Annotated in this window: 14 protein-coding genes, 2 pseudogenes and 1 other annotated feature; of the genes and pseudogenes, 2 read left to right on the top strand and 14 right to left on the bottom strand. The window is 46.9% G+C overall.

Annotated features, from left to right (window positions below):
* Positions 1-131: 131 nt before the first annotated feature.
* From Q0V21_RS03310 to Q0V21_RS03350, 9 genes are all read right to left on the bottom strand, one after another.
* On the bottom strand, positions 132-719 hold the full coding sequence (locus Q0V21_RS03310) for a lysophospholipid acyltransferase family protein (RefSeq protein ID WP_024630685.1): 588 nt from the start codon (positions 717-719) through the stop codon (positions 132-134).
* Positions 716-1,420, bottom strand: a complete 705-nt coding sequence (gene cmk / locus Q0V21_RS03315) for a (d)CMP kinase (protein ID WP_079349429.1) — start codon at positions 1,418-1,420, stop codon at positions 716-718. The genes Q0V21_RS03310 and cmk overlap by 4 nt, the downstream gene beginning before the upstream one ends.
* Before the next feature lie 115 nt (positions 1,421-1,535).
* Positions 1,536-1,751 carry a hypothetical protein gene (locus Q0V21_RS03320; RefSeq protein ID WP_079349430.1) on the bottom strand — a complete coding sequence of 72 codons (216 nt, stop codon included), beginning with the start codon at positions 1,749-1,751 and terminating at the stop codon, positions 1,536-1,538.
* A gap of 68 nt (positions 1,752-1,819) precedes the next feature.
* A complete protein-coding gene (locus Q0V21_RS03325; RefSeq protein ID WP_079349431.1) occupies positions 1,820-2,473 on the bottom strand; it encodes a flagellar brake protein in 654 nt (217 codons plus the stop codon).
* A gap of 154 nt (positions 2,474-2,627) precedes the next feature.
* Positions 2,628-3,974, bottom strand: coding sequence for a germination protein YpeB (gene ypeB, locus Q0V21_RS03330; protein WP_079349432.1), 1,347 nt, complete (start codon positions 3,972-3,974; stop codon positions 2,628-2,630).
* A 122-nt stretch (positions 3,975-4,096) separates the two neighbouring features.
* Positions 4,097-4,267, bottom strand: coding sequence for a hypothetical protein (locus Q0V21_RS03335; protein ID WP_167666101.1), 171 nt, complete (start codon positions 4,265-4,267; stop codon positions 4,097-4,099).
* Positions 4,268-4,385: 118 nt separating this feature from the next.
* Positions 4,386-5,081, bottom strand: a complete 696-nt coding sequence (gene prsW, locus Q0V21_RS03340; RefSeq protein WP_024630690.1) for a glutamic-type intramembrane protease PrsW — start codon at positions 5,079-5,081, stop codon at positions 4,386-4,388.
* 43 nt (positions 5,082-5,124) lie between these two features.
* Complete coding sequence (locus Q0V21_RS03345) at positions 5,125-5,739, bottom strand: genetic competence negative regulator (protein ID WP_024630691.1); 615 nt, start codon at positions 5,737-5,739, stop codon at positions 5,125-5,127.
* Between the two features lie 187 nt (positions 5,740-5,926).
* The gene (locus tag Q0V21_RS03350; RefSeq protein ID WP_024630692.1) at positions 5,927-6,283 is read right to left on the bottom strand and encodes a hypothetical protein; all 357 of its coding nucleotides are present in this window, start codon (positions 6,281-6,283) and stop codon (positions 5,927-5,929) included.
* Positions 6,284-6,377: 94 nt separating this feature from the next.
* On the opposite strand from Q0V21_RS03350, the gene Q0V21_RS03355 reads away from it, so the two are divergent.
* Positions 6,378-7,316, top strand: coding sequence for a polysaccharide deacetylase family protein (locus Q0V21_RS03355; RefSeq protein WP_301877624.1), 939 nt, complete (start codon positions 6,378-6,380; stop codon positions 7,314-7,316).
* A gap of 95 nt (positions 7,317-7,411) precedes the next feature.
* Here the strand turns inward: Q0V21_RS03355 and Q0V21_RS03360 are convergent, their stop codons facing one another.
* The 3 genes from Q0V21_RS03360 to Q0V21_RS03370 are packed head-to-tail and all read right to left on the bottom strand — an operon-like array spanning position 7,412 to position 9,266.
* Positions 7,412-8,236, bottom strand: coding sequence for a metallophosphoesterase (locus tag Q0V21_RS03360; protein ID WP_301877625.1), 825 nt, complete (start codon positions 8,234-8,236; stop codon positions 7,412-7,414).
* Positions 8,224-8,676 (bottom strand): hypothetical protein, encoded by a 453-nt coding sequence (locus Q0V21_RS03365; RefSeq protein ID WP_079349435.1) that lies wholly within the window; start codon positions 8,674-8,676, stop codon positions 8,224-8,226. The genes Q0V21_RS03360 and Q0V21_RS03365 overlap by 13 nt, the downstream gene beginning before the upstream one ends.
* On the bottom strand, positions 8,673-9,266 hold the full coding sequence (locus tag Q0V21_RS03370) for a type II CAAX endopeptidase family protein (protein ID WP_024630696.1): 594 nt from the start codon (positions 9,264-9,266) through the stop codon (positions 8,673-8,675). Before Q0V21_RS03370 ends, Q0V21_RS03365 begins: the two co-directional genes overlap by 4 nt.
* 346 nt (positions 9,267-9,612) lie before the next feature.
* Positions 9,613-9,843 (top strand) — a binding site (T-box leader).
* A gap of 199 nt (positions 9,844-10,042) precedes the next feature.
* Between Q0V21_RS03370 and serA the strand changes: the two genes are divergently transcribed.
* Positions 10,043-11,638 carry a phosphoglycerate dehydrogenase gene (gene serA / locus Q0V21_RS03375; protein ID WP_079349437.1) on the top strand — a complete coding sequence of 532 codons (1,596 nt, stop codon included), beginning with the start codon at positions 10,043-10,045 and terminating at the stop codon, positions 11,636-11,638.
* 104 nt (positions 11,639-11,742) lie between these two features.
* Here the strand turns inward: serA and Q0V21_RS03380 are convergent.
* Together Q0V21_RS03380 and Q0V21_RS03385 are read right to left on the bottom strand one after the other, a co-directional pair.
* Positions 11,743-14,318: pseudogene (locus tag Q0V21_RS03380) on the bottom strand (BclA C-terminal domain-containing protein).
* A gap of 975 nt (positions 14,319-15,293) precedes the next feature.
* Positions 15,294-15,608, bottom strand: a pseudogene (locus tag Q0V21_RS03385) (collagen-like repeat preface domain-containing protein); the annotation flags it as partial.
* Between the last annotated feature and the right edge of the window lie 218 nt (positions 15,609-15,826).

Raw genomic sequence — 15,826 nt, forward strand, 5'->3', positions numbered from 1 at the left:
TCAATTCAAAAACCCCATTATATTCAAACCTGCCTGTAGCAGAGTTCAAAACACTTTCATCACTGAATGAACATCTTTAGCTTCCCTCAAAAATATGGAAACATGCACTCAGCTGTCTGACGACGACGCCATTATTTGCTTGGCACGCCTGTCTGCACCATTTCATTAATCTTGGACATAATCTTCTCCGTCGCTCTCTCCAGCGCATCGCCGGATGGATCTTCCTTGAACTCGTCCAAATTCACTGGTGCTCCATAGACCACTTTCATCTTACGAAAAACCTTGTAGTTACCGATAATAGCAGCAGGAATAACTGTAGCACCACTTCGGAGGGCGAAGCTCGCTGCCCCTTTTTTGCCGATGCCACCATCATTGTGTCGACTTCCCGAAGGAAAAATGCCAAGCACTTCACCATCACGCAAAATGTTGAGTGAGGTCTTGATGGATTCCTTGCTGACGCCTCCACGTTTAACGGGGAAAGCGCCTACGGCTTTGATAATTCGGCCGAAGACCGGAACATCAAACAATTCACTTTTGGCCATGAAGCGCACCTGACGGCTAATCTTGATACCTACCGTTGGAGGATCAAAGTTACTGATATGATTGGAACATAAAAGTACGCCGCCTTCTTTCGGGATGTTCTCCCGTCCAACTGCCTCCAGGCGGAAAAGAATGGTGTAAATGATCCGCAGTAATGTGCTGCAAAATGTGTAAATCATAGACCGATCTCTCCTCTGACCATTGTGCAATAAGACACGATTTTGTCAACCACTTCATGGATGCTCATCTCAGTTGTATCGAGCACGATAGCGTCCTCAGCACAACGAAGCGGGGATACTTCCCGACTTTCATCCAATTTATCACGGGTGGCAATGTCTCGCTCAAGTTGCTGCAACGTCAGTCCTTCTGAGGGGTCCAGTTCTTTGAAGCGGCGAAGTGCACGCTCTTCCACACTGGCAGTCATGAAGATTTTCACTTCCGCGTCGGGCAATACTGTCGTTCCGATATCGCGTCCATCCATGACGACGCCCTTGCGCAAAGCCATTTGCCGCTGTGTATCCACCAATTGCGTACGCAGCCCCTCGATTTGCGCATATCGGGACACGATTCCCGTCACTTCACGGGAGCGGATTTCCGAGGTTACATCTTCCCCATTACAGAACACTTTCTGTCCGTCGGGATCCGGTTGTAAATCAATGACCAGCTTTTGGGTTTCCTGAAGCACCTCTGACACATCTTCCGGTGAAATACCTTTCCGAAGCATATGCAGGGTTACCGCACGGTACATTGCGCCAGTATCAACGTATATATACGCGAGCGCCTCTGCAACCAATCGGGCCACCGTGCTTTTCCCGGCACCGGCAGGTCCGTCAATTGCAACGTTCATCTTCCCGTTCTCTGATGTGTTCTGGCTTGCCAACGGGGCATTCCTCCTCAAACGATAAGCCTCAATAAAAAAACAGGCATTGCCTGCATCGTCAAAATTATACCACACTATACACATGGATGCAAAAACAGACAAATCAGTGATGCTATTATTCGTGCACCGTTTGTATCTGTATTGGTGTTCCTTCCAGACGATCAATAGAGGTCATATTTTTTTTTATATCAGGCACAAGAAGTATTAACTGGTAGATCACAAGCAGAATGAGAAGAGCTGTAATCAGTTTCAGAGCCCTTCTCTCCATTCGCTTGGACAATACATAATATAGGCGCTCGTATCTGCGGGACGCATGGCGACGATTGTTCACAACCCGAACCTCCGTTTTTCCATTACAGTGCCCGCCACTGTCTCTTTTTATCCAGACAATCACGATTCTTATTTCGTTCGATAATCCAATTGCCGTTCAAAACAAAACTTGATGATCTTCTGCCGCTCCGAATCCGAAATCTGCACAAACTTTAACATACACAACTGTCTGCCCGTTTCCAGTGTTTTGATCCGCACCACTTCGGCTTCAAAATTCGCATGTTCAATCACTGCATTACGATATGGAATAAGCAGCCAGCATTTCAGCTTTTGCCCTTCCGCAATTGGAAAACTGGGTTCACCGTAAATGGACAACCCACCGCCGCCAATATCTTCAGTCAAGCCCACGGCTCGGGTCAGATCTTCACCCTGTATAGCCATTTCAAGGTTTGCATGAACACGCAGAAAACTGCGACGTTGAATTTTGGTAATGTCATCCGGCAAAGGTTTGCGAATTCGTACAAGACGAACCACATCTTCTTCAAATCCGGTAACGTACGTGTTGAAATAATGACGAACCCCGTCTTCCGTAATATAAGAAATGGACAATTCCTCACCAAAAAACAACCTTTTCAACCGACTGCTTCCCTGTTGCATTGGAACTTCGATCAGGAAACTATGCTCATCCACATCCGCTATGCGTGATTTATATTCTTTGCTTTCCTCTTTTTCATCTGCAGAGGCAATCTGGATGTATAAAACTTCATTTATTTTGGGAAACAAGCTGTTCACCGCCACCTTAGCTTTTTATCTTGACATCATATGTACAAGGACTATTATACCATGACCTTTCTCATAGTGGACAACAAAAAACAGACCAACTAGTGGTCTGTTTCGTAATCTAATTGCCTTTTAACAAGCTGCTGACTTCTGGAGGTTATGTGGTCTCATTCACCGGTTTGATTTCCTCAACAGCTTCTTCCATACCTGTATCGGCGTTGATGTAAATTCTATATTTCGTGCCGTTAATGCGTCCGCCGAATTCGTAACAAAGAACTTCTTTGCTGTAATCATTCTTAATGAGTGACTTACGAACATAGCTCTCCTCGAATTCCGGATTCAGCTTTTTGCGGGCTTGTTCAACTGTGAGTGTAGCTTTTGGAATCTCCCGTTTCTTCTGATGCTCATACACGAAGTCACTTGCCTGGAAGCCGGTAACATCCCCGTTATCGAGACCTACTCGAACAGACATTTTTTCCGGATAAATCAATGTATCGCCTTGTTTGCGCACATAGGTCAGGTTACCGAGATTGCCAAACTCATCGTAATTGACCGCCTTCATATCTTTGTAACCCTTATTGGAAAGGAATTGATCCGCTTTTGACATGGCATCTTTACGTGTTACTTTCTTTGTCCCGATCGGACGAGTGTCACTGTATGAGATGAGCAGACCACCATTACGTGTAAAGTCCATCATCAATTTACTGTCTTTGGACTGATTAATCGTGGCTGTGTACGATTCCCAATCTGTGCCTTTCCCATTTTCCTGTACTTGAATCTTACTATGCTCGGCGTCAGAAAACTTGGCAGCTTTCGTTTGGATCTGCTCTTTGGTCATCGGTAAGCCATCCAGCTTTTTCACCGAACGTTTGGCATAAATGCTGGAGACTGAAGGACCCCAGTCAAGTTCAGGGTACTCCTGGACCTTTTTGTTGACCGTCCGGAATCCATCCACGATGGTATTATCCATTGTTTGCTGTTCCGTCGCCATAGCCGACTCCGCATCCATCCAGCGCAAACGGTCCGAAAGGACTTTCTGCTGAACATTCTGCAGATTTTTGGTAATCTCGGATGAATTCGCATAAAGCTTTTTCAGGTTACCCATTTCCTTTTCACTTAAAGGTTCATTGGTCAGATCACGCATGGACGCTTGATAAGCAAAGTTGGAGATGCGGGAGAGAAACTCCTCCGTTTCACTGAATGGCAGCATCGTGAGCGGCAATTGGTTAATTTCATTCTGCGCTTCACTGGTAAGTCGCCATACATTCATCAGACCTTTACGATGCATCCCTTGGGACGTGGCATGAACCGCCAGTGTATTCCCAATCTCCGAGTGCAATTTGTCCATATGAAATGATAAATCGTGAAAAGCACGCTGGTATTGATTCTCTGCCTTGATCAGAATTGCATTTTTCTCCTGGTTCTCTTGGTATCCCCATACGAGAGCACCGATTAGCAGAACTGCAAATATCGGAAACATAACTGAACTTAAACGTTTATACATCGATAGAGTCTCCTTTCTTCTAAGCCACTACCTCTATTGTGGATCGAAGAAAGACCTCTTATGCATGCGATTTCCAGTCTGTCCAATGACGGGCTTATTACGAATGGTTCCAAGACGTTAGTTTAATTCAATTGAACCCAGGTTGTACCGCCATCTTCCTCAATTTCGAACTGATCCCGATTGTCACACAAACACTGTTTAAAACCGGTCTCGATTCTTCCGCGTTCCTTCTTGCCTCGCAGTGTAAAACGTTCTCCACATTGTTTGCATCTGATTTTAATTTTGATTCTCATCACGCTTATCCCCGTTTCTATTTGTCTTTCCCCGGGAATTTTTATTGTTGCAGCAAAAAAAACACACCAGGGCATCAGGCGCAGGTTGCGCTCCATGTCCACCAGTGTGTCCGTATTTTTATAATTTAATCTCTTCCTCACGCTTCACAAAACGAAAAGGAGAACGATTGTTGGCCCTTGTAATCTTGCCGATTGCTCCGTACCATAATCCCGCCATCAATGGCGCAATGAACCACAACCAATGATTCACCATGGTATTCATAATGACATCGTAAAGTGCATGCCAGAAGAACGGCAAAACGAGTGAGAGCATAAGAAACCAACGTTTTTTCTTGCCATCCGTGAACTTGGCCCGCCCCATGTAATAACCCATAATTACTGCAAACATGGCGTGACCCGATACAGGAAGCAAAGCACGAATAAACATGGCAGAGACGGAAGCATTCCCCGCAAAGGCATACAACACATTCTCAACCGTAGCAAACCCGAGTGAAACAGCAACGGAGTAAAGAATCCCATCATAAGGCTCGTCAAATTCGGTATGGTTATAGATAATATGGTATATCACAAACCATTTGACGAACTCTTCAACCCAACCTGAAATGAGGATGGCTTCAACATAAGGATTATCTCCAAGCCAGATCATCATGCCACGCTGAATAATCATCACAGGTAATACCATCAGAATTCCCATGAGAAAGACTCGAAATACCATGTGAAGAGGTTCAGAGTCATAACGGTCTTTCAGATAAAAGTATGTTAACAAGGCGAGACCCGGAGCTACTGCTGCCGCTAAAACCGAAAACAAAAGCACCGAAATTCCCTCCTCTGACTAAGAACGCAATTACAACTAGAGCTTAATCCTGACGTTTGAAGTGGGTGCAAATAACCTCAATCGCTTGCTCAGGCATAACAACCTTTCCATACTCTTCCATGACTGCTGGAGTAACTGAAGACCCTTCACCAAATTCAGCCAGCAGTGCAATCAACGCTGCGTGTTTGGTGGAATCCACGTCATCCGGTTCCAAATGCAAAAACCACTTGTCTTTATAGGAATAGAGTCTTCCAGCATCCGTTACGTGCTGACGCAACATATGTGCAGCCTCAATTAGCACTTCAAAATCTTTGAATGCATAGACGATGGAATCGCTTTGCTCCAGTGTAACTTCCATCTCATATACTTCTTCAGGCAGATCATCCTCGTTACCTGAACCATATTGTTGCGGATCATATTTCCCCCGGGTAACAATGACAACCATCCCTTGAGCGGGAAGTGCGAATACTTCGACAGCAAGCGGACCTGTAGCATCAAATCCAAGTTCGGAATAAGCCTGGTCCATCATTTCAGTGAACAGTTCATGAACTCTAGGTATTTCCTGCCACATATCTTCCTTTTGTATTCCGCGCTCGCTCAGATCGTCAAAGGTCAGGAAAATCCGTATCTTATCGTGACTTAATCGTTCTATTTTCATACAGGATCTCCCCTTTATAAGCAAGTCTTATAACAGATTATGAAGCACAAAACAATATGTGCTGAAAATAAATCTATGTAGTTATGTTATCATTTTATACCTCCAAATGCACGAAGTAAAATCGACAAAAAAAGAATCATTCCACATCAAAACAAGACTGTGGATGATTCTAATGGGAAGTTTGTGTTTATAAACCCGGTACTGTTGTGTTTGTTTGAGTTAAGATTTGCTCAACTTCATGTTTAACATCCGGATTGGTGCGAATAAAATCTTTGAGCATGTTCATGTTCTCTTCTTTTTCCTGCGGAGTAATCGGTTTTGCTGTTTTTTTATGCGTACTTTTGTGGGAATCTCCGCTTTGTTCGTTTGACTTGGAGCTGAACCCGTCCATACCAGGGAACGTCATCTCCATCATTTTGTGTTTGGCCTGATTCATCATGTTGCGGGATGAACCGGAAGACAGCATAGACATTTTACCTTTGGACAGCCAAGAAGTGGCTGCTACACCAATTACAACACCCCAGAAAAAGGATGACGCCTTCATTACACCAACCTCCTTTTAATGTTAAAATCACAACTAGTGTTTGCGGGAGCGCGTCATCTCATTCCGCATAAATACAGGAAAGCGAGTTGAAGTCATGATTAGACACACCACCGCCTTAATTATGATCGTTTGCATGCTGTTGTCAGCGTGTGGAGCCAAGGATGAAATAACGCCTGAATCCACGATGTCCAGCAATGGATCGGTTACTTCGACGCAGGAGCAATCTAACGAGCCAACTGCCACTGACACAGAAGAAACACAAACCAATGATTCCCAGTCCAAGTCCACTACGGACACAACATCTGATCAAGAATCACCTAGGCGTGACGAAACGTCCACAATAGAAAAGGAAGGAAATGACACCACTTCTGGACAAACAACCGAAGATAATATTGAAAAAACGTATCACATGAACGCCAATTATTACATCAAACCCAACGACAAAGCTAGCGAAAGCAAGATTGTATTGTTGACATTTGATGATGGACCTAAAGAAGAAAAAATGATTGACGGATTAATCGACACATTGGATAAACATGGCGCGAAAGCAATATTTTTTGTTAACGGATACCGCGTGAAAAGTCATCCCGAGTTGCTGGAGATCATTCATAAACGTGGTCAGATTGTAGGAAATCATGCCTGGGATCATGAAGATCTGAAAAAGATGTCCACTACGGCAGCCGCCAAACAGGTAACCGATGTGCAAAAAATTGTAAAAGAAACGATTGGCGTGGAGCCTCAGTTCTTCCGCCCGCCTTTCGGATCCGGAAATGATGCACTGAAGGCTACAGTCAAAAATAACGGCATGTTATATATGACATGGTCCAATGGCTCACTGGACTGGGATAAGAGCACCAAAAACAAACCGGAGAAAGTCATTCAGAATGTGCTGGATCAATTAAATCCCGGCAGTAATATTTTGATGCATGAGTTGCCATGGACGGTTGAAGCATTGGATGAGTTGTTAACCAAACTCGAACAGAAAGGCTACACATTCGTCGACCCTCGCTCCATTGAACTGGAAGCACGCTGAGTTTCAATTACAATCGGTGTAGTCTTAGTGATCAATCTGGAATTGACCCGAAGCAACATACAAAGTTAACTCAAACAGCCTTGATCCTATGCGGATCAAGGCTGTTTATTTGAGAGCATTCTCAATGTAATGATATGCATTTCTGCTGGACAACAAAGTCTGAGTGGCAAATGATTTGTTCCATATCCTTTGCTAACCAGCATTTTGCCTTCTTGCTCATTATCCTTATCATCACGTTTCAAAGAGAACCACCCGCTAGACACGGAGCGGTACGCTTTGTTAAGAAACACGGGGCCAACGCCCGGAATTACCAATTGTCCACCGTGGGTGTGACCACTCAATATCAGATCCACAGGTTCATTCAAGTGAAGAGCCTGTAAGGGGTCGTGCACGATGGCAATCTTGCAATCTTTTGTATCCAATTCAGCAAGAAGCGAATCCCCTCGCCGTGAACGATAATCAACTCCGACCAGGCACAGTTTGCTTTTGCCTTTATGAAGATAGGCGGTTGAATCTTGTAAAAGTTGAACGCGTGTATCTCGGAATATACGTTCGAGCTGCGCAATTCCTGCTCTTTTATCATGGTTTCCATACACAGTATACGCAGGTGCAATATATGATAACAAGCTCATATTATGTCTGACGATGGGCCATGAGATTCCCTTTTCCGCCACATCTCCCCCAATGATAACCCAGTCCACCTGATTTCGAAGGTGTTCCAGATCATTGTTTTTCAGCTTGCGTTTATGAATATCAGATATATACAGTATTTTGCTTCCATCAAAAGAAGACGGCAAATTCGGCACTTCAACCTCTTCTGTAACAATGTGGTGAAGATGGGCCTCCCTCCACATATGAACGAGCAATGCAATCCCTGCCAATATAACAGCAACGACCCAGGCCAGCATTACCATGGCCATGGAAGAAAAGTATTCAGAGGAGGCGCTCCTTTTATTCCCCACCAAACCAGACTGATTGTGAGCAAAACAAATATTAAAATGAGTGAATTCACAAATCGTTTACTGAGCCGTAAACGGCGAGAAGGATGAAGCTCCGTCCGTGTAGGAAGTGTGCCCGCTTCGGAAACGGATTCTTCTGATGGCTTTTGTTCTTTATTGGCACGTGCTGGTGCCCGCCGGGGAAGTACCGGACTTTCCAGCGATGATGTATAAGACTTGCGTTGTGATCTTGGTATAGAAACAGAGGTAATCGGTGTAAGTTCTCCTACCTCTGCGGCGGCAGCTGATTCAACGACCAGATTTGTTTGAGAAGCTTCAGGACGCTCAGATGTCTCTGTCTTATCTGAGTTACGATGGCGCTGACTGCCGTAAGTTTTCATTCTACTTAATTGCTGATTCATGATCCCCTCCGAAAACGTATCGCTAATCCAGACACCAAATCAATAATGAAATGACATAAAATAGGCGCCCATAATGTGCCGGATTGCATATAAATCCAACCCAATCCATAGCTTGAGACAAATACCCAACCCGTCGGAATCCAATGCCGCAGATAGCGAATATGGATGACCGCAAATAAAATACTTGTCCAGTAAGGACCTAACGCATACTGTATGGCTCCGCGAAATAACAATTCTTCACAAACAGCAACGATGGCTGCTATGCATACAATATGCCAGATCGGACGCTGACGGAACAGCATCTCGTTAATTCCCCCATCGTCCATACTTTCTTGAGGAATAACATAAGAAAGAACCAGGTCCATAACAAGCATAATTCCAGCCAGACCAAGGCCCCACCAAATAAAATGGTAACTGTCAGGCCAAGCAAGCACATCAAACAGATTTCTCTTCTGCAATAAAATCCATACAACCCCAATGATCAAAGTTAACCCTTGTGTAAAGTATAGATTGATCAGAAGCAAACGCTCGGTAAGTTGCTGTGGTTCAGCCTTCTGAATCTTGAACTTGGGAAACTTTAATTTTTTCATCGCCTGTGTCTGTCCTCTTGACTTATATTTGATGGATAACAAGTTCGTTGTCCAATCGGATAGTATACTAAATGATAGCCAAAAAACCAAATTGGTTCAAGGCCTGCCCCAAGTCCCGTTTTTTAAGCGAAGCTGTATCGAATGCGTTATTTCATTAATGCATTAAAATTCAATTCATAAAACAGCTTGTAATCGAGCTATTTATATCCATTAGGGAGCTCCATTATTAATATTTGTATGCTTCCTTTGCCACTGAAGGAAATGACTATAGGAAATCGAATTAAAACATTTAAGCCTATTGACATGCTCATGTCAGCCATGATACATTATGAAAAAATTAGTCACGTTAAACACGATGATGGAAAAAAGACGTTGCTTTGTCTTACAGAGAGCCGATGGATGGTGCAAATCGGTGGCAGGCAGATGATCTTGAGCGCTCCTGAGTTATTGCATTGAAAGTGGAGTAGGTGCAATCGGTTTAGACCCGTTATCCTCTTCGGTCTTCATTGACCGCTAAGACTGTCGTTGCGAAACGGCGGTGAATTAGGGTGGTACCACGACAACTCTCGTCCCTTATTGCGCAAGCAGTATGTGGATTGAGAGTTTTTTGATTTATTTTAAAGTACAGACGTGGAATTGCCCTATTTGCCACACCCTCCTCCTCTGCTGCGACACCGCGTTGTCGAGAGGAAGAGTTCCAACGGTTTTAAGGAATGCCTCTTTCGTGAGGTGAAACCTTGACGATATAGATACACATACCTAAGGAGGAAGAAACCATGTACAAAGTGTTAGTGTCGGACCCCATTAGTGATCTGGGAATTCAGCAACTGGTGGATGCAAATGATGTTGTAGTTGAGAAGAAAACAGGTCTTAGCGAAGATGAGCTTGTTGCAATTATCGGCGATTATGATGCCCTTCTGGTTCGAAGTCAGACTCGTGTAACGGATCGTATTATGACGGCAGGTACAAACCTCAAAGTCATCGGACGTGCTGGTGTAGGTGTAGATAACATTGATTTGGAAGCCGCTACCCAACGCGGTATCATTGTTATTAACGCTCCTGACGGTAATACGATTACGACATGTGAACATACATTTGCCATGATGATGGCACTGGCACGACATATTCCTCAGGCATATGCCAAAACCATTCAAGGTACTTGGGATCGTAAAACCTTCCTGGGTGTGGAGTTAAGAAATAAAACCCTGGGTGTGCTCGGTATGGGACGAATCGGTAGCGAAGTAGCTAAACGTGCCAAAGCATTCGGAATGGATATTCTGGCTTATGACCCGTTCCTCACTCAAGACCGTGCGGAGAAACTTCAAGTTAAGTTAGCTAGTGTGGATGATATCATTCGCAATGCTGATTTCATGACCGTTCACACACCATTAACACCTGAGACACGCCATATGATTTCCCGCCCACAATTCGAAGTGATGAAAAAAGGCATGCGTATTATCAACTGTGCCCGCGGTGGAGTTGTTGACGAAATGGCACTTGTTGAAGCCATTAATGAAGGTATCGTTGCTGGTGCAGCGTTCGACGTATTCGAGAGCGAGCCACCAGCTGCTGATCACCCGTTCCTGAATCATCCTAGCATTATTGTCACGCCTCACCTTGGTGCATCCACAGTAGAAGCACAAGAAAATGTAGCGATCGACGTATCCGAGCAAGTCCTGCATATCCTTCGCAATGAACCGTTCAAAAACGCGGTTAACATGCCTGCAGTAGCCCCAACCGTAATGAACAAACTGCAGCCTTATTTTAAACTGGGCGAAACACTGGGTAGTTTTGCAGCTCAGATCACTCAAAATGCGGTTCAGGAAATTCGGATCGACTATGCTGGAGATCTGTCTGAAGTGGATACTTCTCCTTTGACTCGTTATATTGTAAAAGGCATTTTGGCAAGACATTTAGGCGGGGAAGCCAATATTGTCAACTCCATGCATTTGGCTAAAGTGCGGGATCTCAACGTAGTGGTTAGCCAAACATCGACCACTAAAGGGTTTACCAATCTCATTACCGTCACACTTGTAACGACTCAGGATGCTGAAGAGCGTCGTGTTGCGGGCACACTTCTTGCCGGTTACGGAGAGCGAATCGTACGTCTGGACAAATTCCCAGTGGATATTGCTCCGGAAAGTCATCAAATTTTGATTTCGCATAATGATAAACCGGGTATCATCGGACGCGTTGGGACATTGCTTGGAGAAAATGAAGTTAACATCGCCTCCATGCAGGTTGGACGTAAAATCATTGGTGGAGCTGCTATCATGATTTTGACTGTTGACAAGGAAGTTCCAAAAGACGTGCTTGTGCAACTTGCAGCCCTTCCAGAAATCAATACTGCTGTTGAAATCGTTTTGAATTAATTACTGGGATTATTCACTTATAGGACAAAAAGAAGAGGCGAACCTTATCGGGTTCGTCTCTTCTTTATAACTCAAAAATTCTTTTTAAGAGCTTAATTCATGCATTAAGCTAATTGAATAATGTTTATGGTAGCCCCTGGTGGAGAAAGGATAGCTGTAGCAACAAGCCCAAATAATTGGAACTGGATAGTAGATCCGGCTGTAACCGTCACAATAAAGTCTGATTGCAACTGACTGAGAGAGAGTACTGGGGATACAACACTCGCAGGAATTGCTGTCCCGTTAAGTAAAATCCGGGATTGAATAGCAAGTGCCGCTGTCAGATTTATTTTATAAGAGATATAGTAGCGCCCTGCATTGGCAAGAGTGAAGGTATCATTCGTTCCATTGACGGTTATGCCAGTGCCTATATTTTGGTTATTCGGCAATGTAATCAATGTTCCACCCAAAATTACAATAATGGTACCACTTGTGTTCTCAGCAAATGCCGAATTCGAAGTTACAGAAGTTCCGGTTGCTCCTGTTGCTCCTGTTGTACCTGTACCTCCAGTAGCTCCTGTACCTCCGGTAACTCCTGTACTTCCCGTTACACTGACACCAGTAGCTCCCGTGACTCCCAGTGCTCCTGTATTTCCAGTAACCCCAGTCGCCCCGGTATCCCCTGTGACTCCCGTACTTCCCGTTACACTCACGCCAGTAGCTCCCGTAACTCCTGTTGCTCCTGTATCGCCAGTAACCCCAGTCGCTCCGGTATCCCCTGTGACTCCCGTACTTCCCGTTACACTCACGCCAGTAGCTCCCGTAACTCCCGTTGCTCCTGTATCTCCGGTTACGCCTGCGACTCCCGTTGCTCCCGTACCTCCGGTTACGCCTGCGACTCCCGTTACTCCCGTATCTCCGGTTGCACCTGCGAGTCCCGTTGCTCCCGTACCTCCGGTTGCACCTGCGAGTCCCGTTGCTCCCGTACCTCCGGTTACGCCTGCGACTCCCGTTGCTCCCGTACCTCCGGTTACGCCTGCGAGTCCCGTTGCTCCTGTATCTCCGGTTGCGCCTGCGAGTCCCGTTGCTCCTGTATCTCCGGTTACGCCTGCGACTCCCGTTGCTCCCGTTACACTTACGCCAGTAGCTCCCGTAACTCCCGTTGCTCCTGTATCTCCGGTTACACCTGCGACTCCCGTTGCTCCCGTATCTCCGGTTGCGCCTGCGAGTCCCGTTGCTCCTGTATCTCCGGTTGCGCCTGCGAGTCCGTATCTCCGGTTACGCCTGCGACTCCCGTTGCTCCCGTATCTCCGGTTACGCCTGCGAGTCCCGTTGCTCCCGTATCTCCGGTTATGCCTGCGACTCCCGTTGCTCCCGTATCTCCGGTTACGCCTGCGACTCCCGTTGCTCCTGTATCTCCGGTTACGCCTGCGACTCCCGTTGCTCCCGTATCTCCGGTTACGCCTGTGACTCCCGTTGCTCCCGTATCTCCGGTTACACCTGTGACTCCCGTTGCTCCCGTATCTCCGGTTACGCCTGTGACTCCCGTTGCTCCCGAATCTCCGGTTGCACCTGTGACTCCCGTTGCTCCCGTACCTCCGGTTACGCCTGTGACTCCCGTTGCTCCCGTACCTCCGGTTACGCCTGCGACTCCCGTTGCTCCCGTATCTCCGGTTACGCCTGTGACTCCCGTTGCTCCTGTATCGCCAGTAACCCCAGTCGCTCCGGTGACTCCGGGATCACCTGTTGCCCCTGTGCTTCCCGTTACACTAACGCCAGTAGCTCCCGTGCCTCCTGTTGCTCCTGTGTCTCCCGTAACTCCAGTCAACCCAGTTACCCCCGTATCACCAGTACTACCCGTTAATCCTACTCCCGTTGCACCTGTCGCACCTGTGGCTCCTGCGCCAGCCAGCAACGTGTAATCCGGGGAGGTGCCTGGCGTACCTGTTGGTGATGCCACATTCGCAATATACGTACTGCCATCAAACGTTACCACTTGACCCGCTGGATAGGTTGGCGCTACTGCCGGATCGAATGGAACGATCCCACTCAAACCTACTCCGGTAGCTCCCGTTGGACCTGCATCCCCTGTTACACCCGTTAATCCTACTCCCGTTGCACCTGTTGCACCTGTGGCTCCAGCGCCAGCCAGCAACGTGTAATCCGGGGATGTTCCCGGCGTACCTGTTGGCGATGCCATATTCGCAATATACGTACTGCCGTCAAACGTTACCACTTGACCCGCTGGATACGTTGGCGCTACTACCGGATCGAATGGAACGATCCCGTTCAGCCCTACTCCGGTAGCTCCCGTTGGACCTGCATCCCCTGTTTCCCCGGTTACTCCTGCTCTCGTTGCTCCAGTCGCACCGGTGGCTCCTGCGCCAGCTAGCAACGTGTAATCCGGTGATGTTCCCGGCGTGCCTGTTGGCGATGCCACGTTTGCAATATACGTACTGCCATCAAACGTTACCACTTGACCCGCTGGATACGTTGGCGCTACTGCCGGATCGAATGGAACAATCCCGCTCAGCCCTACTCCAGTCGCCCCCGTTACACCCGTAGGTCCAGCAGGACCTGCACCTGCAATTAATGTATAATCCGGTGATGTTCCCGGCGTTCCCGTCGGCGATGACACATTTGTAATATAGGTACTGCCATCAAAAGTTACAACTAGACCGGCCGGGTACGTTGGGGCCACTGCTGGGTCAAACGGAACTGCTCCATTCAAGCCTATGCCTGTTGCTCCGGTTGTACCGGTAGCTCCTGCCCCTGCAAGCAAGGTGTAGTCTGGTGATGTACCTGGGGTTCCCGTTGGTGACGCTACATTGGTAATATAGGTACTTCCATCAAATGTAACAATTTGGCCTGCTGGATAAGTTGGCGCTACAGCCGGATCAAAGGCCACAATACCACTTAAGCCTACCCCAGTGGCTCCAGTAGCACCTGTGGGACCTGCACCTGCAATTAATGTATAATCCGGTGATGTTCCAGGTGTTCCCGTTGGTGAAGCCACACTAGTAATATAGGTACTGCCGTCAAATGTTACGATCTGGCCCGCTGGATACGTTGGTGCTACAGCAGGGTCAAACGGCACAGAGCCACTGAGTCCCACACCTGTTGCCCCGGTAGCTCCAGTAGCTCCGGCCGCTGCTAGTAAAGTATAATCTGGTGAACTACCCGGGGTTCCCGTTGGTGACGCCACATTAGCAATGTAGGTACTACCACCGAGTGTTACAATTTGTCCTGCCGGATAAGCTGGTGCAAGCGTCGGATCGAACGGAACCGCCCCCGTTAAACCTCCCCCTGTTGCTCCAGTGGTTCCGCCTGACAAAAACAACGTGTAGTCCGGAGAACTTCCGGGTATACCCGTGGGCCCATTCGCATTAACAACATAAAGACTGCCATTATATGACACCACTTGACCTTCCACAAAGCCAGGTGCCTGAGCTGGATCAAAAACGAAAATATCATTCAGTCCAACTCCAGGTAACCCCTGTGGACCTGGTACGCCTTGGGGTCCTACAGGACCTACTGGACCTACAGCTCCTGCGGCTCCTCCTGGCCCGGCAGGACCTGGCACGCCCGGTACGCCCGGAACCCCTGGAACTCCGGGGGGACCTGGTGGGCCTGGGGTTCCAGGGGTTCCAAACGAACTGGTGGCACGACTCAATGATACGGATATGGACCGAATCACCCCAACCAGTTTATCTTTTTCTGCAGGTGGAACTTCCAGAAGCAACGTTACACTTAATAAATCATCGAGCAAATTTTGCAAGTTGCCAGCCAGATTGATGACGGCAACAGGCACAACTTCAGAACCTGCTATGGTTAGCTCCAGTACGGATTGCAACTCCGCTTTCACCCCAGCTCGAAAACCAGAGGTATTAACAAAGGTCAGCAAGCTCCGTAAACTGTTTTGCAATGCGAGAATATTAGACGCTGACTGACAGCTGCAGGAATAGTCACGGACAGTGCTTTCAATATGGATTCCAACTGCTCCACTTCACTCGATGTTATGGGAATAAACGGCGATCCTGCTCGAAATGATCTTCCTTCTAGAAAAGCTTTTATATTCACCCTTTTTCTTTCATCAGGCATGCCTAATCCACTCCTCCTTTAACTACTTCGCTTTTCAAGCTTATGTTTAATAAGAGGCAAAATTATCTTGGACACATTTTTTGAGACAAAAAAAGCGAACATACTGTT

The sequence above is a fragment of the Paenibacillus sp. 11B genome (genome assembly GCF_030487755.1).
Taxonomy (GTDB): Bacteria; Bacillota; Bacilli; order Paenibacillales; family Paenibacillaceae; genus Paenibacillus; species Paenibacillus vandeheii.